1 protein-coding gene is annotated in these 1064 nt (G+C 64.3%); it reads left to right on the forward strand.

From position 1 onward, the window contains the following. The coding region (locus XF30_RS11870) for a condensation domain-containing protein (protein ID WP_244608931.1) at nucleotides 1-1064 on the forward strand (1064 nt) is incomplete at both ends.

The raw sequence follows: 1064 nt of genomic DNA on the forward strand, positions 1-1064 counted from the left end.
ATGACAAGCCGGCTGTCACAGGCGGTTGGGGTCGAACTGCCGCTGTCGACGCTGTTCGCAAGGCCAGTGCTGGCTGACCTGGCGGCCAGCATCGTGGAGCTGTTGGGCCGCTCCGGTCCGCAACAGCTGCCGTCGATTGCACCCGTGTCGCGTCACGAGCCGCTTGTGCTGTCGTTTGCGCAGCAGCGGCTATGGTTTTTGGCGCAACTTCACGAAGGCAGCACCAACTATCACATTCCGCTAGCCTTGCGACTGCGCGGGCTGCTCGACCGCAGGGCCTGGCAGCGCAGCCTTGACCGTCTGTTTGCGCGTCACGAGGCGCTGCGCAGTGTCTTTGTCGCGACGCAGGGCAAGCCTCGGGTTGAGGTTCTGCCGCCGGATGCGGGGCTGCCGATCCTTGAGCAAGATCTGCGGGAGAGATCGGATGCGGAAGCGGCACTTTTGGATCTGTGCCATGAAGAGGGGCGCACGCCGTTCGATCTTGTGCGCGGTCCGCTGATCCGCGGTCGGCTGATCCGCATCGCCGACGAGGAGCACGTCTTCCTGCTGACCCAGCATCACATTGTCTCGGACGGCTGGTCGATGGGCTTGCTGTTAGGTGAACTTAGCCAGCTTTACCGGGCATTCGAGGCTGGGCAGGACGATCCTCTGCCGCCGCTTGCGATCCAGTATCCGGATTACGCCGCCTGGCAACGCCAATGGCTCTCGGGGGAACGGCTGCAGAAGCAGGCGCAGTATTGGCGCAAGGCCCTTGCAGGTACGGCCCGTCTTGTTTTGCCGACGGACCATGCGCGGCCTGCCCAGCAGTCGTTTGCCGCGGCGGCGATCCCGATCGTCATCGATGCGGATCTGACGCGGGAGCTGAAGCGGCTGAGCCTGCAGCATGGCACGACCTTGTTCATGACGGTGCTGGCGGCCTGGGCGGCGGTGCTGTCGCGTCTGTCGGGGCAGGATGATCTTGTGATTGGCGTGCCGAGCGCCAATCGGGGGCACCGTGAGATCGAAGAGCTGATCGGCTTCTTCGTCAACACCCTGGCGCTTCGGCTGGACCTATCGGGCGAACC

It is taken from the genome of Bradyrhizobium sp. SUTN9-2 (genome assembly GCF_003122645.1).
Lineage (GTDB): Bacteria > Pseudomonadota > Alphaproteobacteria > Rhizobiales > Xanthobacteraceae > Bradyrhizobium > Bradyrhizobium yuanmingense.